Below are 23,300 nucleotides of genomic sequence, written 5' to 3'. Positions count from 1 at the left end.
CTTCTAATCAACCGACTGTTGAAACAGTAAGCGTGCTCTTAACATTAGATGATTTTTTCTCCGGTATTTCAGAAGAGGTGAATCCTGATAAGTTAGATGATTTGACCAAACATCAGGACTTTATATATGAGAGAGAGCTTCGTAACTGCAATCTTGATTATTCAATGAATAGTCTCAAGCGAATTGATGAGTGGTTGCTAACGGTTAAAAAAAGACTACCTGATTTTACAGAGTACCGAATTTTTTCTTCAGAATACCCGCTGCACAATAGCTCGACTATTGAGATATTGAGCTACTATTTAGGTGAAATCATTGGAAGAGCTCGTAGAGAAGCCCCAGTTTGGTACCCTGATGCAAGCGATCATTGTATAGGGGATCAGACTGCACTGACTGAAAACATGTTTGTCGAGTTTGATAGTAATATCCAGGATTTGTGTGATTTTTTCGTTCCTAAGCAAGTGATTTACCAAGCATTGATGATGGCTAGTGATGATGGAGCATTACAAGACCAAACAATTTGGCAAAGTGTGTTGGAGCTAGTTCCATCTAGTATATTAAGTAATACAGATTTAAATCAGCCTTTGCCACCCGTACCCACTATGGAATTGAAGTTTGATAGAGAGATTGAATTTGCTAATTTAGATCGAGCGGATTTAGCTTACTTACAGATGATGCCCCCAAAATGGATGAAAGGTGACGTCTTGTATGAACAGATCAACCAATTGGCCAAGTTATATAAAACAGGCAAAGTAGTATGGGCTCATGTCGTCCAAGCAAATAAAATGCTATGGTCTTCTGATCAGGCATACTCTTGTCCTGCTGGAGTAGTATACGATCCGACAGGGCGAACACCAGTTTCTTATCTAGCAGAAATTGCACATGAACTTTATACTTTTAAAAATACCATTCCTGATACAGATGATATAGAAATATTAAAGTATGCCGAGCACATAACTGACGAACATACTAGAATGCTTGGTTTTGACATCCCTAATAGCATTACGCCTTTACCACTAAAGTCTACCAGTCTGTTCGTTTGGCGATTACATTTACCCAATGGTATTTTGCAAAGCTCATTTCCTATTTTAATCAGTGATAAAACAGATGAGGTTACTGTACTTCCTGCCAAGTTCTGGGATCAAGCTTATTATGATGAATGGATTCAAGACAGTTATTTTGAAGAAGATATGTATTACGGTGTACGAAAACTTTATGAGAGTGACAATACTTGGAAAAAGTATGAGAAGCACCTTCGGCCACAAGTGGCTGAGCTTATTGATGACATTTCAAGCTTAGCTAATAAAGCATCTTTTAACCGTTATAAGCCTACTTCAACCGATATGGACTTCGTTATAGGGTCGATTCAACAGAATTTTGCAGAAGCAAAACAAGAAAGTACAAGCTTCATAAAAATTGTCATTGGCGTAATCATATTTATAAATATCTTATATGTGCTCAAATCTTTTGTTTAGTAGATGTCAGCCTATTGGGCTATTCTTTGAGAAATTCATTATGTCCCTAAAATCCAGCTTTAAAGGTTTCCTAGGCGAAACCGTCATCAATGTCGCCATGTGGCTTAAGCTTGAAAAAGATGTTTACCACCGATTAAACGGTATTACCTTGCCAAGAGCCAATGGTGGCAGTACCCAAATCGACCATATTATCGTTTCTGTATACGGCATCTTTGTGATTGAGACCAAAAACTACAAAGGCTGGATATATGGTAGCGAGAAGCAAAGACAGTGGACACAAGCTTTCCCAAATGGAAGTAAGTACAAATTTCAAAACCCATTGCGCCAAAACTACTTGCATATCAAGACGCTCTCAGATTTATTAGGATTGGAGCTGAGCTACTTTCATTCGATGATTGCCTTCATCGGTGAGTGTGAGCTAAAAACCCGTGATGAGCTGCCCGAACACGTATTGACAAGTGGTATGGCGTCTTATGTGAAGAAGAAACAAGATAAGATACTGACTGAAGACGAGGTTAAGTCCATCGTTGAGCAGATTAACAGCAACAGGTTTAGCAAATCTTGGCGCACTAATCGAAAGCATAAAGCCTACCTAAAAGACAGGCATAGCAATCCAAGCAAGAATACAAACAAACAGCCTAGTGGTAACGCTACTGATAAATCAGTGGCTCAACCTACCAATAAGTCTACACCTGAGTCGATAGAAAAAGAAACTGCTAAACGAGCCACGCTGAAAAGCAAAGAAGTGCTGGGATGGTCGGGTCAGACTGAGATTGAATCTAGCGAGTTACTAAGTGACAGTCTAAATATTCAGGAAACAAGCACGCCATATGATATGGCTAATAAAGTGTTTCTTACACCGTTTGAAGTTGTAGAGTCCGAACCACAAATTAATGACGCACACACCGTTAAGCCTATTGATACTTCTGCTGTCTTAGAGCAGGTGCCAACTTGTCCGAAATGTAACGGCGAAATGGTCAAACGTGTCGCAAAAAAAGGCCCGCAGCAAGGACAAGCTTTTTTTGGTTGTAGTAAATTTCCTAAGTGTCGTGGTGTGGTGAATATTGATTAACAAATAGATTTAAAAAAGTATAATCCTGAGTAATCAATCATTACATTCAGTTTTTCTAAATTCATATACAATATATTTTTACATATAATATAATTATATAGGTTGATTTGTGATAAAAGCCTATTTCATAGAATATTGAATCTATAGGAATATTATGAACTTCAAATTTAGAGTCGTTAACACAGCGATAATGTCTGTATTGCTCTCATTTATGATGACAATGTTTATTACCTTTATAAATTTAGGTTGGTCAGATACCTTTTTTACAAACTTTTTAAATGCATGGAAGATTGCATTGCCAGCGGCTTTCGTGGCTGTTTTAATCATCGGTCAGCCTGTGCAAAAGCTAACCAAACGAATTCTGGAGCCAAAATAAAAAGAGGATTTAAAATATTATAAGAAAGGGTATTAGAGCCTGTCTACAATGCAATCGATAGTTATCTAAATGGATTAAACATGGCTAAATCTTGGCAAACAAGGAAAATAGCTGACTAATAGCTCGATATTGTCTGCGCTATCTTCCTTGCTTGACGGCAATTTATCTCTTTTTTATCACTATTTTTAAAATGAGGACATGCCCTAGTCTGAATGTTGCTCAGCTTTAATCATATCAGCCAATTTTTCGGCTATCATAATCGTCGGTGCATTGGTATTGGCGCTAATCAATGTGGGCATGATTGACGCATCGATGACTCGCAGTCCACTCACGCCGCGCACCTTCAATTCTAAATCTACGACTGATCGCTCATCTGAGCCCATACGGCAAGTACCTACTGGGTGATAAATGGTATCTGACTTATTGCGGATATAGCCGAGCATGCCGTCTTTTTCGATAAAGGGGGCAGGGTAGTCTTCCGTAATGTATTTAGCGAGAGGAGACTCTTGCATGATCGCTCGAGTACGCTCAGCACCCGCTACCATGCATTCAATATCTTTTGGATGTGACAGATAGTTCGGGTCGATTAATACAGGGTCAGATGGGTTGGCAGAATCAAGCCTGACAGTGCCTCGGCTCTCAGGACGCAGATAGCAACTGTGACAAGAGATAGCATAGCCACGTCTGAGGTCACGACCATGTTCGATGACGCGAGATATCACAAAATGCAATTGAGTGTTTGGCCACTCTTTTGGGGCATCACCAACGCTGAAGAAGGCACCTGCTTCGGCATAGTTGGTAGATAGCAGTCCTGTACCGTCTTTTTTCCATTGTCGAATGCTTTTGGTTAAGTTAGTAATCGTCGCCATACCAATACCGATGACGTCGGTGGTATTGACCTCGTAATCAAATACCACGTCTAAGTGATCTTGTAGATTGCCACCCACGTCAGGCGAATCTACCACAACCCCAATACCATGTGCTTGTAAATGCTCAGCTGGGCCGATACCTGATAGCATTAATACTTTGGGTGAGCCAAAAGTACCACCTGATAAGATGACTTCACGATGTGCCATGACGGTGTGATCTACGCCATCTTTTTCGTAGACTACACCAGTCGCTTGTTGGTCTTCAATGATGACACGGTTGGCTTGCGCGTGGGTAATAATGGTCAGATTTGGGCGGCTTTGAACAGGATGGAGATAAGCGGCAGCAGCAGAGCAGCGTTGACCTTGTTTGTCTCCATGAAAATGAGTGACTTGATACAATCCTGTACCGTATTGTTTATCACCATTGAAATCTGAATTAGGTTCTAAACCATTGGCAACAGCAGCTTCTACGAATGCTTTTGAGATATCTCGTGGATTAAGTAAATTGCTGACATGCAGTGGCCCACTATCACCATGTCGCTCGTCACTGCCATGGATGTTGTTTTCCGCTTTGATAAAATAAGGTAGGACATCATCAAAGCCCCATCCGGCACAGCCTTGCTCTACCCAGCGCTCATAATCCAACTTACTGCCACGTGTATAAATCATGGCATTGATGGCAGATGAGCCGCCTAGACACTGTCCACGTGGCTGAAAGCCACGTCGATTATTGAGGTGAGTTTGAGGAGTAGTGTGGAAGCACCAGTTGTTTAATTTGAGTGGCTTGCCTGGCACCATGAGAATCAGTCCGGCTGGCACACGAATGGCAAGATCTTTGCCTTCTCCACCATATTCTAATAAGCAGACACTGACTTCTGGGTTTTCTGTCAGCCGACTGGCAAGCACGCAGCCTGCAGAACCACCGCCGACGATGACGTAGTCAAATGTTTTGTCCATTTCCATTTTATATTCCTTGTAGCATCCATGCTAATCAAAACAAATAGGGTATGCTTTACAATATCCATTATTTGATTGGAATAATAAAATAAAAATGACTAAGCGGTATTGACCTCTGAGAGCTCTGCTGATTATGAGACTATTTATTAAAATAAAGTTGGGTAAGTAATTAGAGCTCTATTGGCTTGGTGTTGATGGTATTGATGGTTTTAAGATGCTAAATGTAGATGTGAATAAATGACAAAGTTTATATTGAACAGACTTCTGAGCGCACGATAAAGCGTTTGCCTTCTGGTATTTCTAGTGAAAAGCTGGCGCCACGTCCGTTAACCACATCAATGGTCAAATCCGTATTTTGCCATAACGTATGCTGTGCTTTACCCATATAAAATGGACAGCCAGCAATCTCGCCGATTAATACATCCTGATCACCTACCTTAAATTCACCTAGCGGATAGCACATGGGCGAGCTACCATCACAGCAGCCACCTGATTGATGAAACATCAGCTCACCATGTTTAGATTTAAGTAATTTAATTAATTCGATGCAGGCTTCTGTCGCTTCGACTTTCATGATGATTTCCTTATCATTTAAATAAAATTAAAGTATTGACGTATAGTGCGTAAGTACTGTCCTTTTATAGTAGTTAGCATTGTTCATAATTACAATCACTAAGCATATAAAAAGTCGTATTGTTTCCATTCACATCATCTTATGGCATGTGAGTGGAAACAATACGACTATCGTTACTATATAAAAATATTCTATAAACAGTGCAAACACACTTTGCAACCTTAGTTGCAAAGCGCTCTAAGCTTGACGCTTGTATGAAAGGTTCAAGGTGCGTTTAGAAGAAGCCCATTTTTTTAGGATCGTAGGATACCAGCATGTTTTTGGTTTGCTGATAATGATCAAGCATCATCAAATGGTTTTCGCGGCCAATACCAGATTGCTTATAGCCACCGAACGCAGAGTGAGCAGGATAGATATGATAACAGTTGGTCCAGACGCGACCAGCTTGAATACCACGGCCAAAGCGATAAGCTTTGTGTACACTACGCGTCCAAATACCCGCACCCAGACCATATAACGTATCGTTGGCAATTCTCATTGCGTCTTCATCATCTTTAAAAGTGGTCACAGCAAGCACAGGTCCAAAAATTTCTTCTTGGAACACACGCATATCGTTCGTGCCTTCAAAAATAGTGGGCTGCACGTAGTAACCTTCTGCGATATCACCATCATGTGCGGCTCGTTCACCACCGACCAGCACTTTAGCGCCTTCTTGTTTACCGATATCTAGATAAGACAGGATTTTTTCTAGTTGGTCTGAGCTTGCTTGTGCTCCAATCATCGTATCAGTATCTAATGGATTGCCCATTTTGATGGCTTCAACACGAGCGACACAGCGTTTAATGAATTCATCATAAATGCTTTCATGTACCAGTGCACGTGACGGACAGGTACAGACTTCACCTTGGTTCAGCGCAAACATCACCAAGCCTTCAACGGCCTTATCTAAGAAGTCATCATCTTCGTCCATGATATCGGCGAAGAATATATTTGGACTCTTGCCGCCCAGCTCTAAAGTCACAGGTATGATATTTTCACTGGCATACTGCATGATAAGGCGACCGGTAGTGGTCTCACCCGTAAAGGCCACTTTATTGATACGTGGGTTAGAGGCTAGGGGTTTACCAGCTTCGACACCAAAACCATTGACGACGTTTAACACGCCTTTAGGTAAGATATCAGCAGCACCGATAATTTCTAGCATGTATAGAATAGATGCTGGGGTTTGTTCAGCAGGTTTAAGAACCACACAGTTACCCGCAGCAAGCGCAGGTGCCAGTTTCCAGACTGCCATCAGGATAGGAAAGTTCCAGGGAATAATTTGACCAACAACGCCTAGCGGCTCATGGAAATGATAGGCAACGGTATCATCATCAATTTGACTGATGCCACCTTCTTGAGCGCGAATGGCACTGGCGAAATAACGGAAATGATCGACGGCTAGAGGGATATCTGCTACGAGTGTCTCACGAACGGGTTTACCGTTTTCATAGCACTCTGCAATTGCGATTGACTCAAGATTGGCTTCCATACTATCAGCGATTTTGAGTAGTAGGTTGGCGCGTTCGGTGACGCTGGTTTTGCCCCATGCGTCTTTGGCTGCGTGAGCGGCGTCTAGAGCTTTTTCGATGTCGGCCGATTTTGAACGAGCGACTTGGCAAATGACTTTGCCATCGATGGGACTGGTGTTGTCAAAGTATTCACCATCAACGGGTGCGACCCATTCACCATTGATGAAGTTGTCGTATTTTTCGCGGAATTGGACTTGGCTTTTTTCGGTATTTGGATAGGGGTATAACATTTATTGCTCCTTGTTGTTTTATTTAAAAGGCAAGCGATACATCAGCAATAATTTATCACTTAATTGTGTCTGAAATAAATGCCGATATAATCACTACCTAATCTTCCTGATCAAGTCATCCATCAATCCTACTGAAGTTTTCAATAAATTTATACTTACTTTTAATGATAAATACTCGATATATGTATGAAATTTAGTTATGAAAAATGCTTTGGTTAAAGTGCTTTGTAAAGTGACTCTAGCTGTTATAATTATTGCCAGTTTTTTTTAGGCTATGGCATTTATAAATTTGTTGATGCTTGCTCTCTTTTCATTTTTCTTCTAAGTTATTGGTTGGTTTGAATATATGCGTCAGTCTTCAGCGCTTGATATCTTAAAAACAGGTCAAAATGTCTTTTTGACGGGCTCAGCAGGTTCAGGAAAGACTTACACTCTCAACCAATATATCGACTATCTGCGTGCGCGTCGCGTACCTGTTGCGGTCACTGCTAGTACAGGGATTGCAGCCACACACATGAACGGCACAACCATTCATAGCTGGTCAGGTATCGGTATCAAAGACGAGCTGTCTGATCGTGACCTAACCAACTTGTCTCGCAAGCAGTTTTTAGCAGATAGATTAAAAGATACCGCTGTTCTCATCATTGATGAAATATCTATGTTGCATGCCAAGCAGCTCAATTTGGTCAGTCAAGTACTTAAACATATTCGTAAAAGCGACAAAGCGTTTGGCGGCATACAAGTGGTGGTGGCAGGGGACTTTTTTCAGTTACCACCGATCGGTAGTAAGGGTGAGAGTAACCGTGAAAAGTTTGCCTTTATGTCCGAGGCGTGGCTCGATGCCAAGTTTTATATTTGCTATTTATCTGAGCAGCATAGGCAGGTGAGCGAAGCTGCTAATGGCGGGCTGGATTTGGATGATATTCTTAATCAAATTCGACGCCAAGAAGTGACTTTTGAAGCAATTGCGGCTCTAGAAACCACCTTTGATCAAAACGTTGATATCAAGCGTACCCGTCTGTATACACATAATCTCAATGTCAACAAAATCAATGATAAAGAGCTTGCGGCGTTAGATGGTGAGATGATGCGTTTTGAGGCGACTTCCACTGGTGATAGTAAGCTGGTTGAAACCTTAAAAAAGACCGTCCGTACGCAAGACGACCTGACTCTTAAAGTTGGTGCCAAAGTGATGTTTATCAAAAACAACACAGAGTTGGGCGTGTCTAATGGCACTATGGGTGAGCTGATTGGTTTTGCTGCTGTTAAAATTGATGACAGCAAAGACGGTAATGATGCATTGATTGAAGATGCAGATAATAACAGCCATACTGACAGCGATGAAGACACTGCTAAGCATAAAAAAAGCGCTGCCAAAAAAGATAAAGAAAAATCAAAAACAAAAAAGCCAACGACGCAAAAAATGCCAGTGGTGAGGCTAAACTCAGGACGAGAAGTCGTCGCTGAGCCTGAAGAATGGATTATTGAAGATGAGACAGGTGATGTGCTGGCAAGCTATCTACAAGTGCCACTCTGTCTAGCATGGGCGATTACCATTCATAAGTCTCAAGGCATGACGTTAGATGCTGCTGAGATTGATTTATCACGTACTTTTGAGCTTGGACAAGGCTATGTGGCACTGTCTAGACTTAAGTCGCTGGCGGGGTTACAGCTGCTTGGCATGAACGATATGAGCTTGCAGTTAGATCCACTCGCGCGCGGTGCGGATAAGCGGTTTTTAGTGTTGTCTGAGGAAGCAGATGCCAGTTATGCGATGCTCGATGAAGAAAGTATGACACAGGCACATGAAAAGTTTGTGCTGAAATCTGGTGGTACACTCAGCAAATCGGTGATCGATGCTTATGCCAAGCTACAGAAAAAACGCCGTGAGCAACAGCAGGCGCAGCTGGACAAAAAGCAAAAACTGGGCAATCAAGTATCAGATAAGTCGGCCAGTACATTATCAGAGACTCGTCTGTTGTTAGAGGAGAGTCTGTCTATCGCAGAGATTTCTCAAGAGCGTCAGTTGTCTCAATCCACCATTATGCGTCATATCGGTGAGCTAAAGTCGCAAGATCCAAGTTTGGCTTGTGATCATTTGCGTCCAGATGATGAGGTGATGACGGCTGTGGGTAATGCCTATGTAGCGATTAAAGTGGCCAACAATCCAAACGATTTTAATGACGATGGTAGTGTTAAGCTGCGACCAATATTTGATCATCTTAAGCAAGCTATTGACTACAACACCATTCGCTTGGCACTGATTTTTATTACGCCCTAGATAGTATTTGTTTGTTTTTACCGCGCTCCATTTTATATGTCCTTTTACAGTGATCCCTTGTTATGCCTGATTTTTCTAGCGCTACTTATCAATTAAAGTCTGACCCAGTAGCCGCGTTTCATACGACTGGCGAGCATACACAGCCACTGAGAGTCGCTATTAATGGCTTTGGTCGTATAGGTCGCAATGTATTACGCGCATTGTTAGAGCGCTTTGAGGTGCTAGGGCGTGCGATTCATGTGGTGGCGATTAATGATCTGGCGCCGGCTGATATTTTACTGCATTTGTTAAAATTTGATAGTACGCATGGACGGTTGAGTCGACTGGGTGTTAGTGCTGAGGTCGTAGAGAATGATACCGATACCGATAACGATACTGAGGCTGATGCTAGCAAGACTCAGCTTTGCCTGACCAAAAGTAATCTGACGTATTGTATCAATATGCTGTCAGAAGCTAATCCACAACATCTACCATGGCAGGAGCTTGATGTTGATGTGGTGTTAGAGTGCACGGGGCATTTTCGCTCTTATGAGCAAGCACAATTGCATATAGAGGCGGGCGCGCAGCAAGTTATTATTGGTGCTGCGCCTTTCGATGATGTTGATGCCTGTATTGTTATGGGTGTGAATAGCGATGAGTTGACGCGTGAGCTACCGATTATATCGAGTGTCTCTTGTACGACACAGGCATTGGTGCCACTGATTGCGACGCTTGATAAAGCGTTTGGTGTAAAGTCAGCGATGATGACGGAGATTCATGCCGTCACCGCTGATCAAACGGTACTCGATCAAGCGCATCGTGATCCGAGACGTGCACGTGCTTCAGGTTATAATATTATCCCAACGACTTCTAGCAGTATCGCTGCGACAGAGCGTGTACTACCAACGATGATAGGCAAGATAAATGGGCACTCAATACGTGTACCAACTATCGATGTGGCTGCCATCGATGTGACGTTTGTATTTGATAAGTTTAATGTGAGCATTGAAGAAGTGAGTGAAGTACTTAAATCAGCCAGTCAAAGTGATTTACGCGATATCATGGCTTATACCGACGAGCCATTGGTCTCAAGCGACTTTATTCATCAGACTGAATCGCTTATTATTGATGGGCAGCAGTTAATGGCAGTAGGTGAGCAATATAAGGTTTTTGCTTGGTATGATAATGAATGGGGCTATGCCAATAGGCTGCTAGATATGTGCTTGCATCTAGCCTCCAGCGCACCATAAATAAGTGTTTGAAGGTTACTGATAAAATAATTTAAATTTTTTAGATTATACGCTTGCATTATGAAATGATATCTATATAATGATGCACCAATGGAGACGTGGCAGAGCGGTTGAATGCACCGGTCTTGAAAACCGACAAGGGTTCATAGCCCTTCGAGAGTTCGAATCTCTCCGTCTCCGCCAAATTCTAAAAAGCCCCAATCATTACTGATTAGGGCTTTTTTTTATGTGCTTTTCCTAAGACTCTTTTCAATGATGCTGCAATGAACTAACTTGCAATGACGTCATTTATTTCATTAGCGACTCATCAAACTCTACAGTTTGTCCATCTTCTAACGTTAAAACACCTTCGCTAATCATAATAGTCATGTCCTTGGTATTTTTAATGGCACGCATGACATTGATGTCTTCAATACTACTCTCAATAATGATTTTGCCAGATTGTTCTGGTTGAATAGGAGGCTCAAACTGAGTTAAAGGTATATTGAAGCTTTTACCTTGTGCTAGTTTGGCATCTTGCATGGTTAGTGTGCCTTTGAAGCTTTGAATGGCGACTGGACCGTGGTTGGAGAGCATAAACTGTAGTTTGACTTGGTTTAGGCTATCGTTATCACTGGTTTTGACTGGCAATAGGGCGATAGGGTAGCTTTGAATATTTGCACTATTAGCTGGCTGACTGGTGACGAGGGGACTTTTCTTACCGGTTGGATTATTTGGGTGCAAGCGCTCATATTCTCGCTGCTGTACGAGGGCTTGTTTGATAGTGGTGCGTGGCATGGCACCAGACTCGTAAGCGCCACTGAGCTTCATTCTTAGCATGTAGCGACTAAGGACTTGCTGATCGGCCTTAGGTAGCTGCTCAAAGGTGGTGCCGAGATTTTTTTGCCACTGGTCAGAGTTGGTTGGTATGGTTTTTTTATCTAGATCTGTTTGCGGAGATGAGCAGCCAGAAACAACTGTAAGCATCGCCACCGTAATAGTTAGTAGAAGATTTTTGTTTAAACGCTGATATAACGCTACCATCGTATACCTCCTTGTCAGTACTCATAAGTAATAAAAAACAATACTTGTATCCTTTCATTTTAATATACCTCGTTTGCTGCTTTGTTGTGTGTAATTATCGCTAAATGTTGTATGGATAATTAAATAAGCCTTTTTTCAGAATAGTCCAAAAAGAGAAAACGGATAGGAAGCGTACTAGGAAATTTTAGAAGGAGTGATCGTAAATAGGATTGCTCAGAAATCGCAACAGTGGTGCCTATTTTTCAATATAAAACAGGCTCTAATGTTTATGACTCTCATAAAAAAAGACTGAGCTCACTTAAGCGGGCTCAGTCTTTTTTTATAAACCGAAAAATCTGATAGTTAATGATTGATAGCGGTCATAAGTCTAGAGCTGTGTTTGAATTCGTTACTTCTGATATAAATTAGTTAATCGTTATTTTGGTCGTTTTCCTGCAATTCAGACAAGGAGTGGGTAATATTATTGTTATGGGTCGATACAATCGCTTCATCAATGATATGTTGGCTCACACCGCGCTTACGTAGTGTTTCGATAAAAACTTCATCATGAGCTAACGTATAATCCTGATGATCACGGTCAAGACCTTGACGAATATATAAGCGAATAAGACCTTGAATGCGTTTAAACCCCAACTCTGATGTTGTTGATTCTAGCAGCTCAATCATCTCTTCAGACAGGCGAATGCTGATCGGACGCATGATTTTTTGCGGATGATCAGAAAACTTATTTTTTACACGTATAGGTATCATAATAAACCATTATTTTTAGTGAGTAAGAGTAAGGCACTCAGACAAAAAATCAACCCAATCAAAGTTGTACTTACCATACAACAAAAACATCTAAAAGAACACAGTAGCCACGCTATTATTATGATCATCACATATATAAATGGCGACAATAAAAAAAACCTTCATCAAATTATGATGAAGGTTTCAGTATATGGCTCTCCAACCTGGGCTCGAACCAGGGACACACGGATTAACAGTCCGTTGCTCTACCAACTGAGCTATTGGAGAATAAGTTGTCATAACAATGAATCTGATAAGTATTATATAACAATAATTTCTTATCTTGTTTGCGTTATGTGGGGCGTATTTTAGCCAAGTCATCATAGGCTGTCAACCTTATTACAGCATTAATTATCAATATTGTTGTAATTAATTCAAAATAGCTCGTTATCGCCTATGAAATATAGTGCTCTGGCAAATATTGAATCTAAAATTATTACTCATTTATATAGCCATCAAACCTATCAAAAAAACAAAAAAGTTACTTTGATTGATGGTTTAAGTGGTCTTTTAGCAGGGCTTTTTGCTTGTGTTTTGGCTCGGATTTAATTAGACGACTTTTGTATCCTTTTGAATATTAAAGCAATATTTTTATTACTTAAGACAAAAAATCACGAACAAACCCTTCACATTGTGAGTGTATGTCTATAGAATACCGACCGTACGGTATCTTTGGTGCTTGAATTGTTCGATTTTTATCAATAATTCATGCTGAATCAAAAGGATACGATTGATTTGAGATGAGATGAGTGTATTGACTATGAGTCCTACTACTATTGCTTACGGTTACTTGGCCATTGCCATTATTTGTGAAGTGGCGGGCACGACGTTTTTGGCGAAGTCAGAACAGTTTACCCGTTTGCTACCGACTTTGATCATGGGTGTGCTCTATACCATCTCATTTTATTTTTTGACACAAACGCTCAAAACCATACCTCTAGGTATTGCCTATGCTTTGTGGGGTGGACTGGGTATCGTTCTGACCTCGCTGATTGGCTTGGTGTTTTTTAAGCAGACGCTTGATACGGCGGCAGTAGTGGGTATCATTATGATTGTAGGTGGTGTCGTGGTAATGAATTTATTCTCTAATTCCGTGGTGCATTGATATGGAAGTTGAAAACGCTCATAAACGTAAAAAACAACCAGAGGTTATTCGTCGTGCGCTGCTCGATCAGGCGGCAAGAATCACGCTAGAGCAAGGGTTGTCGAAAGTCACTTTTCAAGCTGTGGCAGATGCGGTTGGAGTGACTAAAGGTGGCGTCATGCATCATTTTGCTACTAAAAACGCACTCATTCTAGAAGTTTTTTATGATGCGATGGCAAAGTTTGAGGCAGAGGTAGATAACGCAATGGCTAAAGATCCAGTGCGTTACGGCTCTTTTACTCGTGCTTATATCGATGCCACTATCAGTCTGGGCGAAAAATCTCAAGCAGAATTCGATAGCCAAGCGACGTTATACGTGCTGATGTTGGGTGATAGTGAGCTGCGTGAACGGTGGGCTAAGTGGTCAAATGAGCAGTTAAAAAAGCATGAAAAGACTGATGGTGGCGAAACACTATGTATGGCGCGTTTGGTCGCTGATGGTATTTGGCTCTCTGACTTTTCGGGGATTAATATCTCGGATAAAAAATCATTACGTGAGCGTTTAATAAAAATGACGCAACTTGAGAGGTCATGAAACCGGACCTTTGAGCATTTTATGAAAGAAATAACTTTAGCAAAACATTCAAAGAAAAGACGTAAACATAAATTTTATGTTTAAAACTGAAACCATGACGATATGACTTAATAAGCGTGTTCTTTATAGCACCTTACCAGTCGTCAGAAGGAGTATCCCATGACAGCGACAAATACAAAAAACAAATTAACAGATATTATCAATTTAGAACAAGTACAAACCGCTTATATCAATGGTCGTTATCTGGCTGTTGATGATACCTTGTCTACTTTTGAAGATATCAACCCAGCGACAGGTGAGTTACTAGCGACCGTTCAGCAAACGACCAATGAGCAACTCGAAGAGGCTGTTAAAGCTGCGCAAAAAGGTCAGAAAGTTTGGGCAGCGATGACATCGGTTGAGCGTGGCCGTGTGCTGTTAAATGCAGTAGCTATATTGCGTGAACGCAACGATGTATTGGCATTGCTGGAAACGAAAGACACAGGCAAAGCGTACTCTGAAACTAAGTATGTCGATATCGTCACTGGTGCCGATGTCGTTGAGTATTATGCGGGTCTGGCACCAATGATTGAGGGTCGTCAGATTCCACTACGTGACAGCAGCTTTGTCTATACTCGCCGCGAGCCACTTGGCGTGGTCGTTGGTATCGGTGCATGGAACTATCCGATTCAAATCGCGATGTGGAAGGCCGCACCAGCATTGGCTGCTGGTAACGCAATGATATTCAAACCATCAGAAGTAACGCCATTGACTGCGTTAAAACTGGCCGAAATATTGACAGAAGCAGGGTTGCCAGACGGTGTGTTCAACGTCGTGCAAGGTGATTATAAAGTGGGTGAAGCATTAACTCAGCATCCTGATATCGCCAAGGTATCATTTACAGGTGGCGTACCAACCGGTAAAAAAGTCATGTCGAGTGCAGCAGCATCGTCTCTGAAAGACGTAACACTAGAGCTCGGTGGTAAGTCACCATTAATCATATTTGACGATGCTGATATCGATACGGCTGCTGACATCGCGATGATGGCGAACTTCTATAGTAGTGGTCAAGTATGTACTAATGGTACGCGTGTGTTCGTTCCTAAGGCGATGCAAGCTCAGTTTGAGCAAGCTATTGCAACGCGTGTTGAGCGCATCAAGCTCGGTGATCCTATCGACGAAAGCATCAACATGGGCCCGCTCGTTAGCTTCCCACATATGGAAAGAGTGCTTGGTTATATCGAGCAAGGTAAAGCCAGTGGCGCACGCGTCCTAACGGGCGGTGAGCGTGTAACGACAGATTCGCTTGCAAATGGCGCATACGTTGCACCGACGGTATTCACTGACTGCACTGATGAAATGAGCATTGTACGTGAAGAAATCTTTGGCCCAGTGATGTCTATATTGACTTATGAGACCGAAGAAGAAGTCATTCGCCGTGCCAATGATACCGAATATGGTTTGGCAGCTGGGGTCGTGACTGCTGACTTGACCCGAGCGCATCGAGTGATTGCACAGATTGAAGCGGGTATCTGCTGGTTAAATACATGGGGTGAATCAGCGGCACAAATGCCAGTTGGTGGTTATAAGCATTCAGGTGTTGGCCGCGAGAACGGCATTGAAGCCCTTGAGCATTATACGCAGACCAAATCTATCCAAGTAGAGTTGGGCAAGTTTGAATCTGTCTTTTAATCATTTTTATTAAGAAAATTTTTAATCCGTTTTTTAATCAGTAAGGTGGGTTTAAAAGGGCTTATTTATCTTTTTTATTCAAAGCCACTGATAGCAAACGATTTATCTTAAATATTATGGAGCGTTTTATGACAACAACCACACCTGAATATGACTACATCATCGTCGGCGCAGGCTCAGCAGGAAATGTGCTGGCCACTCGTTTGACAGAAGATGCCAACATTAAGGTGTTGCTGTTAGAAGCCGGTCGGCCAGATCACCGCCTAGACTTTCGAACTCAGATGCCAGCGGCGCTTGCTATGCCGTTGCAAGGAACGACCTATAACTGGGGTTATAAAACGGATCCTGAGCCTTATATGAACAACCGCGTCATGGACTGTGGTCGCGGTAAAGGGCTTGGTGGCTCATCACTGATTAATGGTATGTGCTATATCCGTGGTAATGCCTTGGATTTTGATGATTGGTCTAAAATAACAGGCTTAGAAGACTGGACCTATTTGGACTGCCTGCCTTATTTTAAAAAATCAGAAAATCGTGATGCGGGCGAGAATGACTATCATGGTGTGGGTGGTCCCGTTGAGATGACTACTTCTAAGCCAGGAGTCAACCCACTGTTTCAAGCAATGATTGAAGCAGGTGTGCAAGCTGGCTATCCGCGTACTGAAGACTTAAATGGCTATCAGCAAGAAGGCTTTGGGCCGATGGATCGTTTTGTGACGCCTAATGGTCGCCGCGCTTCAACGGCACGTGGATATCTGGACCGTGCCAAAACGCGTAGCAATATCACGATTTTGACGGGTGCATTAACCGATGTGATTTTGTTTGATGGTAAGCGTGCTATCGGTGTCAAAGTAGAGCATCAAGGTCAAACCAAAAACTTTCATGTTTCTCGTGAAGTGATTGTCTCCTCGGGTGCCATTGCCTCACCGCAACTGTTGCAGCGTTCTGGTATTGGTCCTGGTCAATGGCTAAAAGACTTGGGTGTTAATGAGATTCTTGATTTACCAGGTGTTGGTAACAATCTACAAGACCATTTAGAGCTGTATATGCAGTATGAATGCAAGCTACCTGTGTCGATTGCGCCGGCCAATAAATGGTGGAACAAGCCAGCCATCGGTGCGGAGTGGTTGTTCAACGGTACTGGACTGGGTGCGTCTAATCAGTTCGAAGGTGGCGGGTTTATTCGTACCGATGAGAAATTCAGCCATCCTAATATTCAGTATCACTTCTTACCATTAGCGGTACGTTACGATGGTCGCAGTGCAGTAAAATCTCATAGCTTCCAAGCGCATGTGGGCTCATTACGCTCGCCAAGTCGAGGCCGCGTCAAGCTGACCTCGAAAGACCCAAGCGCTCATCCGAGTATCTTGTTTAACTATATGTCTCACGATCAAGACTGGCAAGAGTTCCGTGCTGCCATGCGCATCACTCGTGAGATTATGCATCAGCCAGCACTTGACCCTTATCGTGGTCGCTCGATTGCACCAACCGATGATTTAGTGACCGATGCGCAGCTAGACGAGTATGTCCGTAATCACAGCGAGACGGCTTATCATCCCTCTTGTACTTGTGCGATGGGTGAAGATAATGATTCGGTCGTCAACGGAGAAGGACTGGTACACGGTATTGATGGCTTGCGTGTCGTTGATGCGTCTATCATGCCAAATATCATCAGTGGCAATCTCAATGCGACGACCATTATGTTGGCAGAAAAAATCGTCGATAAGATGCGCGGTGTACAGCTGCCACGTTCGACGGTAGATTATTTTACTGCTAATGGTGCACCATTGAGAGCTGAACCGATGCGTGCTTATGGTGCTAATGTTTAGACAGCTTTAATGAAAAGACCTTTCACAGTGAAGGTCTTTTTTATCCGCGTTAACGTTTGAGCAAATGAATATCCTTAAGATTGATTTTTCATAACTTATCTTGTTGTTTTAGTAATTACTGAAGTAGCAATTACTTGAGCAGCAAATTTTTATTTATTGGTACTGCTTTGTGCGTCATGCGGTTATTTGTATAGTCAGTCCTAAATAAAATAGGTGCAAATACAACCACGCGATACAGAGATACATTTTTCTAGCTTGCTGTGCTTAGGCAGACAGAGGCTGCGCAAAATGTAACCCGTATCACTGTATTTATCTTATAGTGGATCGCCTATATCTTGCATGGCTATAATTCATAAGGTTATGACGGACAAAGCAATATCAGACCCTGTTTATTTACCTATAGAGGTCTTTTATGTACAGCTCGCCATCAGAAGATGCGACAAAACCCTTGAGTCTGAATAAAACCGTTTTTTTAGGCTCGGCTATTATTTCTATTTTATTGATAATTTGGACGATTGCGTTTCCAACTTATAGTGAAACATTATTAAGTTCGAGTATGGCATGGATATCAGAGAGCTTTGGCTGGTATTACATGCTGGTGGTTGCCGCTTATAGTATATTTTCCTTGTTTGTCGGTTTCTCCAAATATGGTGATATCAAGCTTGGGCAAGACCACGAAAAAGCACAGTTTCCGTTCCTAGCATGGGCGGCGATGCTGTTCTCTGCTGGTATCGGTATTGACTTATTGTTCTTTGGTGCCTCTGAGCCTTTGATGCACTATTTGACACCGCATACGGGTTTAGAACCTGCTAGTGCAGAGGCCATGCGCGAAGCACTCGCGCAGACCTTTTTACATTGGGGCTTACATGGTTGGGGTATTTATGCGCTAATCGGTATGGCTTTGGCGTACTTCGCTTATCGTAAAAATATGCCACTGGCGCTACGTTCGCCGTTGACACCTATCTTTGGTGAGCGTTTAATCAAAGGCTGGCTTGGTGATGGTATTGATACCTTTGGTGTTGTTTGTACCTTGATGGGTATCGCCACCAGTTTGGGTATTGGGGTATTACAGGCCAACGCTGGACTGACCCATGTCTTCGGTATCGAATCAAGCAAAACGGTTCAGACGATTATTATCGTAGGTGTTGTCGCAGCGGCAGCTGTCTCTGCGATGACGGGTGTGGAAAAAGGCGTACGCCGTCTCTCTGAATTCAATATGCTATCGTCGATATTGCTATTGATTGCGATATTGGTAATGGGTAACACGGTTTATCTACTGAATACCTTTACCCAAAATATCGGACAGTATTTTCAAACCATTATTTTTAAAACCTTTGATGTTTATGCTTATGATGGTCAAGCTGGCGCTGACTGGAAATCAGGTTGGACGATATTTTTCTGGGCATGGTGGGTTGCTTGGGCACCGTTCGTAGGTCTGTTTATTGCACGTATTAGCCGTGGCCGTACTCTACGTGAGTTTGTCTTTGGCGTGATGTTTATCCCGCTTGGCTTCATCTTTGCTTGGTTCTCTATTTTTGGTAACTCAGCGATAGATTTGGTCGCTAATGGTGCCACTGAACTTGGCGAAATCGCGGTTAACGATGCAGCGATGGGCATGTTTGCCTTGTTTGAGCATTTTCCTTACAGCGATATTTTGTCATTCGCCGGTGTGATTATTGGGCTTATCTTTTTTGTGACTTCAGCTGATTCAGGCGCGTTAGTATTAGCGAACTTGAGCTCAAGAGGTATGACCAATGACACAGATGCCCCTGTTTGGTTGCGCTTGTTTTGGGCGGCAGCAACAGGCTTTATCACCTTAGGACTGTTATTTGCTGGTGGCTTTGCCTCATTACAGTCAGTATCTGTGATTGCAGGTTTGCCATTCTCGCTCATTCTTGTGCTCTATATGGTGTCGATGTGGAGATCATTAAAAGAAGAAGGTAATAAGCGTAAGGCTAGTACGATTGGTACGGCTAACGTACTGGACAGTGGTAAGAGCTGGAAAGCACGCTTGCAACGTATTGTCAGTTTCCCTAGACATGCACAAGTGGAACAGTTTTTACAAAACGTGGTTAGACCTGCCATGACGGAAGTTGAAAAAGAGTTTGCCGCAGGTGGTCTAAAAACATCTTTGGATATCCGTAATCCTGCACATATTGGACAAGATATAGACCAAGGCGTCGATGAGAGTAGTGTTCAAATAGATGGTCTAAAATTGCGAGTTGGACATGGTGACGAAGATGACTTTATTTATGAAGTTAACTTAATAAAAGCTGAGCGTCCTAACTTTACATTGAGCACGTCAACTAAGAATGCAGAGTACTATTATCGTGCCGAAGTATTCTTGAGCGAAGGCTCGCAAGAGTATGACTTGGTGGGCTATTCCAAAGAGCAAATATTGGTCGATATCTTGAATCAATACGAGCGCCATTTGCAGTATCTACATTTAGAGCGTTAATTGATTTATCAGCACGTTTTGACTATTTAGGTAAAATACTTAAGTAAAAATGTTGAAGTAAAAATGTTGAAGTAAAAATGTTGTAAAAAACGACCCCATAAGTTGAATGCAGCTTGTGGGGTTTATTTATGTCTCACAACCTAAATGATGACACGCTCTAATAAAGCGCACTAATATAAGGTAAAATCCATTTAGACCGCGTCGATACGTGGTAACGCAACAGTAAAGGATAGGGTCGTGACCACATTAAAGTACATTGCTCATTATTCTGAGCAAATTCAAACCCAAGCCTCGCTACTCATCAGTGAGGGCAGGCTGGGTGAATACCTAGAAAATAAATACCCAACTAAGCACCAAATAAAAAGTGATAAGGCGCTGTATCAATACATAAATGAGATAAAAAGCCAATATATGCGCAAAGTGGGACAACTATCAAATGTCAGCTATAGCAGCAAGTTAAAAGTCCTCAAACACGCACTGGGTATGCATACCACCCAGTCTCGCATACAAGGCAGTAAGCTGAAGTCGCACAATAGTATTACGGTGGCGAGCTTGTTTCAAGAAGCACCGCCTGAGTTTTTACGCATGATTGTCGTGCATGAGTTGGCGCATTTTAAAGAGCACGACCATAACAAGGCGTTTTATCAACTGTGCTGTCATATGGAACCAGACTATCATCAGCTTGAATTAGATACACGCTTGTGGCTGCACTGGCGAGAGCTGAAGCGTGTCATTATTTAGACAGTTATCTGAACAGTTTTATTATCATATCAATCGATACAATATACTTTTAATTAATATGTTTTAGTATATAATATATAGTATTGCTGATTTTAATGACGATAATGAACGGAGATGATGATGAAACGAATAATTGCTACTACGCTTGCGATAAGTGCTGCCTCATTGATGATGGCGGGCTGTACATCGACTAACGCGATGTCTCAAAAAAGTAAGGTCAATCCTGATGTTAAGAAGACTGTGCCATCGGTGTTGATCAATGTGACGTCAGACAATGAACAGGTTCAGCTAATGTCAATGGTGCTTACCATGCAATCAGCACAGCAGGGAGCAAATACTCGCGTTCTGCTGTGTGGGCCAGCAGGTGATATGGCGCTGCGAGAGGCACCTGATAGTGTAACAACCGGACAGCCACCTAAAAACATGAGCCCACAAGGTTTGATGCAAATGGTAATGAAGAATACCAATACTAAGGTTGAGGTTTGTGCACTGTATCTACCCGGTAAAGGCCTTGATCAGTCAGCATTGATTGATGGCGTGAGTGCGGCTGATCCTGCCGAGATTGGTGCATTAATGGTAGATAGTACAACTAAGATTATGAGTTTTTAACGCTTTATAAAAAACGCTTTATAAAAATAGTAAAGCAGACTCATTATGCTATGAATAGACAGGATGCGATATTGATTATCGTGTCCTTTTTTTGTAGTAATCATCTGAGCCACCAGAACTGCGTTATAATCCTAGCCAACCCCTATACATTCTAGTTCATAAAAGGTTTTAAGACATGATTAACACTAAGATATATAAAGCCATTTATACCTTAGCTGAAGAGCTGTTAGAAGCAGATCGTATCGGCAATCAAGCGGCGTTTGATGGCTTTTATGCAGATCTAAAAGCCATTTGTACCGATAATGAAAACACAGATAAAGACCATCCAGAGCAATGGGAAACACTGGCTGACTTTACAGAGGATTTAGATGAGGCATTGGTTATTTATGACAAAGCGCTCGTAAAAGCAAAGGCGATTAACTCGAAAGATCATCTGTCATCGATTGCTTTTTCTATGGCGGTGTTACAGGTTGAGATGGGTGAAAAAGAAACTGCCATCCAAAGTTTACAGAATGCCAAAATCACTGCCAATAAGATTGAAGATAAAGAGTTTAAAGTTGAAATAGATGAGCTACTGACCAAGTTATTGGCTGAATAATCTACATTGAGTAGGAACGATTTGATATGCAAGACATACCTATTGCGATTATCGGTGGTGGTTTGAGTGGGCTATATGCGGCGTTTTTATTAGAACAAAAAGGCATCGATTATATCCTGCTAGAGGCTCGTGATAGAGTAGGCGGACGCATCACTGTTGCCAAATCATCAGCAGGTCAGAATGCTAGCAGTCAAAGTATCGATGATGACAGATCAAATGACGGCTTTGATTTGGGGCCGTCTTGGTTTTGGCCAGAATATCAGCCGCAGTTGAGCAATCTTATTGACGCATTGGATTTACCACGCTTCGCTCAGTTTGAGGAAGGCGATATGATGGTTGAGCGCACCGCCAATCAGCCACCTATGCGTACGCAAGGCTATCAAAGCTCGCCACTATCTATGCGTCTCGTGGGTGGAATGGTGTCTTTAACTGATGCTTTGTACGCTCGCTTGGATGCCAAGCGTATCGTAACGGGACAGATAGTAAGGCGCTTAACCAAGACTGGTCAGCATGTCGAAACTGGTAAGCATGTCGAAACTGGTAAGTATATAGAAATAGAAAGTGAGTGTGGCTCTGATCATATCAATGCTGGTCAAACAATCACTTATCGAGCGCAGCATGTGTTACTGGCATTACCACCTCGGTTAGCAGCGAGTAATATCGTATTTGAACCTGCTTTACCGCAAGATTTAGCGATCGAGTGGCAAGAGACAGATACTTGGATGGCACCACATGCCAAGTATGTGGCTGTTTATGACACACCGTTTTGGCGAGATAGCGGTCTCTCGGGGGCAGCACGAAGTATGATAGGGCCGCTGACTGAGATTCATGATGCTTCATTAGCAACGGGTGAGGGGGCTATTTTTGGCTTCTTTGGTGTTCCTGCTCATATACGCCAAAGTGTCTCAGAGATGGATCTAAAAGCGCATTGCCGCGCGCAGATGGTACGTCTATTTGGTGAGCAGGCAGGTAAGCCAACGGCTGAATATATCAAAGACTGGTCTCAAGACGCATTTACCGCGACCACTGCTGATGCGAGTGGCTCAGGTCAGCATACTGTAGCACCGACTGACAAGCCAAAAACAGGCCTGTGGCAAGATAGCCTAACGGGTAGCGCAAGTGAATGGTCGGAGGCGTTCCCTGGTTATATCGCTGGGGCCATTGATGCGGCAAACAAAGCGGTACAAGGTTTACCTGCTACTATTTTGCGCCAGTAATTGATGGCGCATAAGCTCGCAATTCTAGGTTTCAGCTTTTTCAAAGTGAATTGAC

The 23,300-nt window shown here is 42.4% G+C and carries 19 protein-coding genes and 2 tRNA genes; 15 read left to right on the top strand and 6 right to left on the bottom strand.

Translation table 11 applies throughout. The features are described 5' to 3' along the window. From ACT3QP_RS10175 to ACT3QP_RS10165, 3 genes are all read left to right on the top strand, one after another. Positions 1-1,472: hypothetical protein (locus tag ACT3QP_RS10175; protein WP_444525393.1), on the top strand; the 1,472-nt coding region annotated here is incomplete at its 5' end. A gap of 40 nt (positions 1,473-1,512) precedes the next feature. Next, positions 1,513-2,544, top strand: coding sequence for an NERD domain-containing protein (locus ACT3QP_RS10170; protein ID WP_444525392.1), 1,032 nt, complete (start codon positions 1,513-1,515; stop codon positions 2,542-2,544). Positions 2,545-2,698: 154 nt separating this feature from the next. Continuing rightward, a complete protein-coding gene (locus tag ACT3QP_RS10165; RefSeq protein ID WP_444525391.1) occupies positions 2,699-2,920 on the top strand; it encodes a DUF2798 domain-containing protein in 222 nt (73 codons plus the stop codon). 203 nt (positions 2,921-3,123) lie between these two features. On the opposite strand, the gene ACT3QP_RS10160 is transcribed toward ACT3QP_RS10165, so the two are convergent. The 3 genes from ACT3QP_RS10160 to exaC form a co-directional block, all read right to left on the bottom strand. Further along, entirely contained in the window at positions 3,124-4,752 is a 1,629-nt protein-coding gene (locus tag ACT3QP_RS10160; RefSeq protein ID WP_444525390.1) for a GMC family oxidoreductase, read from the bottom strand. Between the two features lie 241 nt (positions 4,753-4,993). Beyond that, positions 4,994-5,320 (bottom strand): DUF779 domain-containing protein, encoded by a 327-nt coding sequence (locus ACT3QP_RS10155; protein ID WP_444525389.1) that lies wholly within the window; start codon positions 5,318-5,320, stop codon positions 4,994-4,996. A gap of 274 nt (positions 5,321-5,594) precedes the next feature. Then, positions 5,595-7,121 (bottom strand): acetaldehyde dehydrogenase ExaC, encoded by a 1,527-nt coding sequence (gene exaC / locus ACT3QP_RS10150; protein WP_444525388.1) that lies wholly within the window; start codon positions 7,119-7,121, stop codon positions 5,595-5,597. Between the two features lie 346 nt (positions 7,122-7,467). Between exaC and ACT3QP_RS10145 the strand changes: the two genes are divergently transcribed. The 3 genes from ACT3QP_RS10145 to ACT3QP_RS10135 all read left to right on the top strand — a co-directional run bounded on the left by ACT3QP_RS10145 (position 7,468) and on the right by ACT3QP_RS10135 (position 10,814). Continuing rightward, positions 7,468-9,402, top strand: a complete 1,935-nt coding sequence (locus ACT3QP_RS10145) for an AAA family ATPase (RefSeq protein ID WP_444525387.1) — start codon at positions 7,468-7,470, stop codon at positions 9,400-9,402. A 62-nt stretch (positions 9,403-9,464) separates the two neighbouring features. Beyond that, positions 9,465-10,631: a type I glyceraldehyde-3-phosphate dehydrogenase gene (locus ACT3QP_RS10140; protein ID WP_444525386.1), complete on the top strand. Its 1,167-nt coding sequence runs from the start codon at positions 9,465-9,467 to the stop codon at positions 10,629-10,631. A 92-nt stretch (positions 10,632-10,723) separates the two neighbouring features. Continuing rightward, a tRNA-Ser gene (locus ACT3QP_RS10135) sits at positions 10,724-10,814 on the top strand. A gap of 105 nt (positions 10,815-10,919) precedes the next feature. Here ACT3QP_RS10135 and ACT3QP_RS10130 read toward each other — a convergent pair. From ACT3QP_RS10130 to ACT3QP_RS10120, 3 genes are all read right to left on the bottom strand, one after another. Continuing rightward, on the bottom strand, positions 10,920-11,654 hold the full coding sequence (locus ACT3QP_RS10130) for a hypothetical protein (RefSeq protein ID WP_444525385.1): 735 nt from the start codon (positions 11,652-11,654) through the stop codon (positions 10,920-10,922). Positions 11,655-12,062: 408 nt separating this feature from the next. Further along, positions 12,063-12,404, bottom strand: a complete 342-nt coding sequence (locus ACT3QP_RS10125) for a CopG family transcriptional regulator (RefSeq protein ID WP_192520975.1) — start codon at positions 12,402-12,404, stop codon at positions 12,063-12,065. A gap of 191 nt (positions 12,405-12,595) precedes the next feature. Then, positions 12,596-12,671: transfer RNA gene (locus ACT3QP_RS10120), tRNA-Asn, on the bottom strand. Positions 12,672-13,203: 532 nt separating this feature from the next. Here ACT3QP_RS10120 and ACT3QP_RS10115 point away from each other — a divergent pair. The 9 genes from ACT3QP_RS10115 to ACT3QP_RS10075 all read left to right on the top strand — a co-directional run bounded on the left by ACT3QP_RS10115 (position 13,204) and on the right by ACT3QP_RS10075 (position 23,245). Next, positions 13,204-13,548, top strand: a complete 345-nt coding sequence (locus ACT3QP_RS10115) for a DMT family transporter (RefSeq protein WP_192520388.1) — start codon at positions 13,204-13,206, stop codon at positions 13,546-13,548. Position 13,549: 1 nt separating this feature from the next. Further along, on the top strand, positions 13,550-14,122 hold the full coding sequence (locus ACT3QP_RS10110) for a TetR/AcrR family transcriptional regulator (protein WP_444525384.1): 573 nt from the start codon (positions 13,550-13,552) through the stop codon (positions 14,120-14,122). 159 nt (positions 14,123-14,281) lie between these two features. Then, positions 14,282-15,793 carry a betaine-aldehyde dehydrogenase gene (gene betB / locus ACT3QP_RS10105; protein ID WP_444525383.1) on the top strand — a complete coding sequence of 504 codons (1,512 nt, stop codon included), beginning with the start codon at positions 14,282-14,284 and terminating at the stop codon, positions 15,791-15,793. Positions 15,794-15,921: 128 nt separating this feature from the next. Next, entirely contained in the window at positions 15,922-17,622 is a 1,701-nt protein-coding gene (gene betA, locus ACT3QP_RS10100) for a choline dehydrogenase (RefSeq protein WP_444525382.1), read from the top strand. A 412-nt stretch (positions 17,623-18,034) separates the two neighbouring features. Next, on the top strand, positions 18,035-20,080 hold the full coding sequence (gene betT / locus ACT3QP_RS10095) for a choline BCCT transporter BetT (protein WP_444525381.1): 2,046 nt from the start codon (positions 18,035-18,037) through the stop codon (positions 20,078-20,080). Between the two features lie 237 nt (positions 20,081-20,317). Next, positions 20,318-20,821 (top strand): YgjP-like metallopeptidase domain-containing protein, encoded by a 504-nt coding sequence (locus ACT3QP_RS10090; protein WP_444525380.1) that lies wholly within the window; start codon positions 20,318-20,320, stop codon positions 20,819-20,821. A gap of 120 nt (positions 20,822-20,941) precedes the next feature. Beyond that, positions 20,942-21,430 carry a hypothetical protein gene (locus ACT3QP_RS10085; protein ID WP_444525379.1) on the top strand — a complete coding sequence of 163 codons (489 nt, stop codon included), beginning with the start codon at positions 20,942-20,944 and terminating at the stop codon, positions 21,428-21,430. Positions 21,431-21,605: 175 nt separating this feature from the next. Then, positions 21,606-22,028, top strand: a complete 423-nt coding sequence (locus ACT3QP_RS10080) for a tetratricopeptide repeat protein (protein ID WP_444525378.1) — start codon at positions 21,606-21,608, stop codon at positions 22,026-22,028. A 26-nt stretch (positions 22,029-22,054) separates the two neighbouring features. Continuing rightward, a complete protein-coding gene (locus ACT3QP_RS10075; RefSeq protein WP_444525377.1) occupies positions 22,055-23,245 on the top strand; it encodes a flavin monoamine oxidase family protein in 1,191 nt (396 codons plus the stop codon). The last annotated feature ends 55 nt before the right edge of the window (positions 23,246-23,300 follow it).

It is taken from the genome of Psychrobacter sp. AOP7-B1-24, assembly GCF_052376215.1.
Taxonomy (GTDB): Bacteria; Pseudomonadota; Gammaproteobacteria; order Pseudomonadales; family Moraxellaceae; genus Psychrobacter.
Note: the sequence above shows the minus strand (reverse complement) of the source record. Positions and strands in the feature narration are given on the sequence as shown.

Bases quoted from the DNA above. Each gene is read 5' to 3' on its own strand.
- ACT3QP_RS10085 (WP_444525379.1), top strand. From the start codon at position 20,942: ATGAAACGAATAATTGCTACTACGCTTGCGATAAGTGCTGCCTCATTG.
- ACT3QP_RS10115 (WP_192520388.1), top strand. From the start codon at position 13,204: ATGAGTCCTACTACTATTGCTTACGGTTACTTGGCCATTGCCATTATT.
- ACT3QP_RS10075 (WP_444525377.1), top strand. From the start codon at position 22,055: ATGCAAGACATACCTATTGCGATTATCGGTGGTGGTTTGAGTGGGCTA.
- ACT3QP_RS10140 (WP_444525386.1), top strand. From the start codon at position 9,465: ATGCCTGATTTTTCTAGCGCTACTTATCAATTAAAGTCTGACCCAGTA.
- betA (WP_444525382.1), top strand. From the start codon at position 15,922: ATGACAACAACCACACCTGAATATGACTACATCATCGTCGGCGCAGGC.
- ACT3QP_RS10160 (WP_444525390.1), bottom strand. From the start codon at position 4,752: ATGGAAATGGACAAAACATTTGACTACGTCATCGTCGGCGGTGGTTCT.
- ACT3QP_RS10110 (WP_444525384.1), top strand. From the start codon at position 13,550: ATGGAAGTTGAAAACGCTCATAAACGTAAAAAACAACCAGAGGTTATT.
- betT (WP_444525381.1), top strand. From the start codon at position 18,035: ATGTACAGCTCGCCATCAGAAGATGCGACAAAACCCTTGAGTCTGAAT.
- betB (WP_444525383.1), top strand. From the start codon at position 14,282: ATGACAGCGACAAATACAAAAAACAAATTAACAGATATTATCAATTTA.
- ACT3QP_RS10130 (WP_444525385.1), bottom strand. From the start codon at position 11,654: ATGGTAGCGTTATATCAGCGTTTAAACAAAAATCTTCTACTAACTATT.
- ACT3QP_RS10155 (WP_444525389.1), bottom strand. From the start codon at position 5,320: ATGAAAGTCGAAGCGACAGAAGCCTGCATCGAATTAATTAAATTACTT.
- ACT3QP_RS10125 (WP_192520975.1), bottom strand. From the start codon at position 12,404: ATGATACCTATACGTGTAAAAAATAAGTTTTCTGATCATCCGCAAAAA.
- ACT3QP_RS10165 (WP_444525391.1), top strand. From the start codon at position 2,699: ATGAACTTCAAATTTAGAGTCGTTAACACAGCGATAATGTCTGTATTG.
- exaC (WP_444525388.1), bottom strand. From the start codon at position 7,121: ATGTTATACCCCTATCCAAATACCGAAAAAAGCCAAGTCCAATTCCGC.
- ACT3QP_RS10170 (WP_444525392.1), top strand. From the start codon at position 1,513: ATGTCCCTAAAATCCAGCTTTAAAGGTTTCCTAGGCGAAACCGTCATC.
- ACT3QP_RS10145 (WP_444525387.1), top strand. From the start codon at position 7,468: ATGCGTCAGTCTTCAGCGCTTGATATCTTAAAAACAGGTCAAAATGTC.
- ACT3QP_RS10080 (WP_444525378.1), top strand. From the start codon at position 21,606: ATGATTAACACTAAGATATATAAAGCCATTTATACCTTAGCTGAAGAG.